Origin of the sequence: Micromonospora arida (assembly GCF_003857035.1) — a bacterium.
GTDB lineage: Bacteria > Actinomycetota > Actinomycetes > Mycobacteriales > Micromonosporaceae > Micromonospora > Micromonospora arida.
The window spans coordinates 1-1,134 of record NZ_QGSY01000008.1 but is presented as its reverse complement, the minus strand read 5'-3'; the positions used below and the strand labels follow the sequence as shown (position 1 = coordinate 1,134).

Below are 1,134 nucleotides of genomic sequence, written 5' to 3'. Positions count from 1 at the left end.
GGCGCGGTCAGGCCGGGCGGGCGCCGACGGCGTCGCGGATCTCGGCGCCCACCGCGCCCTCGACGGCGCGGGCGCAGTGTGCGCAGCAGAAGAAACGGCCGTTGACCTCGACGCCGTGCCCGACGATTTTGACCTGGCAGTGCTCGCAGATCGGTGCCATGCGCTGGATCGCGCACTCGAACGAGTCGAAGGTGTGCACGTCGCCGCTGACGGTGTGCACCTCGAACGCCATCCAGTAGTCGTTGCCGCAGACCTCGCAGGTTGCCACCGAAAACCTCCGTTAAATGGACAAGTGCCTACAGAATCCCTCAGGCGGCGCCGACGTGGGGCGGAACGTCGACGCCTGGCCACGGCGGGCGGCGTGTCGGCGTCGGCGTGTTGCCCGTCGTGCCGGGTGAACCGCCGCAACCCCCGGAGGCCGTTACCTCGGCACCGGCGGCGTCTGGTTGGACGACGGGTCGGCCGACCAGGTCGACGACCGGGACAGCCTGCTCCAGCTCTGCGAAGAAAACTGCCGTCATCTATGGATTTATCGATGAGAGTCTTTACTGTTAACAATGTTTAAATTACGTTGAGGGCACCCACCGGACCCTGGAGAAGGAGCTGTCCCCATGCGTCGAAGAATCACCGTCCCGCTGGTGGCGGCGGGCGCCGTCGCCGCCACCCTCACCGTTGCCGCCCCCGCCCAGGCGCACGGCTACGTCTCCGCCCCACCGAGCCGGCAGGCGCTCTGCGCGCAGGGCAGGGTGCCCGACTGCGGGCAGATCAAGTACGAGCCGCAGAGCGTCGAAGGGCCCAAGGGCCTGCGTAGCTGCAATGCCGGAATCGCCCAGTTCGCCGTCCTCAACGACGACAGTCGGGGCTGGCCGGCCACCTCGGTGGGCAGCTCGCTGACCTTCACCTGGGTGAACACTGCCCGGCACGCCACCAGCAACTGGGAGTACTGGATCGGCAACACCCGGGTCGGCGTGGTCAACGGCAACGGCCAGCAGCCGGGCGCAACGGTGTCGCACAACGTCAATCTCGGCGGCTTCTCCGGCCGACAGAAGATCCTCGCGGTGTGGAACATCTCCGACACGGCGAACGCCTTCTACTCCTGCATCGACGTGCAGATCGGCGGCGGAGGGTCGACCC

At 67.5% G+C, this 1,134-nt stretch carries 2 protein-coding genes; one reads left to right on the top strand and one right to left on the bottom strand.

The features are described from left to right. Positions 1-7: 7 nt before the first annotated feature. Positions 8-268 (bottom strand): Prokaryotic metallothionein, encoded by a 261-nt coding sequence (locus DLJ58_RS00035; RefSeq protein WP_091400670.1) that lies wholly within the window; start codon positions 266-268, stop codon positions 8-10. Positions 269-611: 343 nt separating this feature from the next. On the opposite strand from DLJ58_RS00035, the gene DLJ58_RS00030 reads away from it, so the two are divergent. After that, positions 612-1,134: lytic polysaccharide monooxygenase auxiliary activity family 9 protein (locus DLJ58_RS00030; RefSeq protein ID WP_124853292.1), on the top strand; the 523-nt coding region annotated here is incomplete at its 3' end.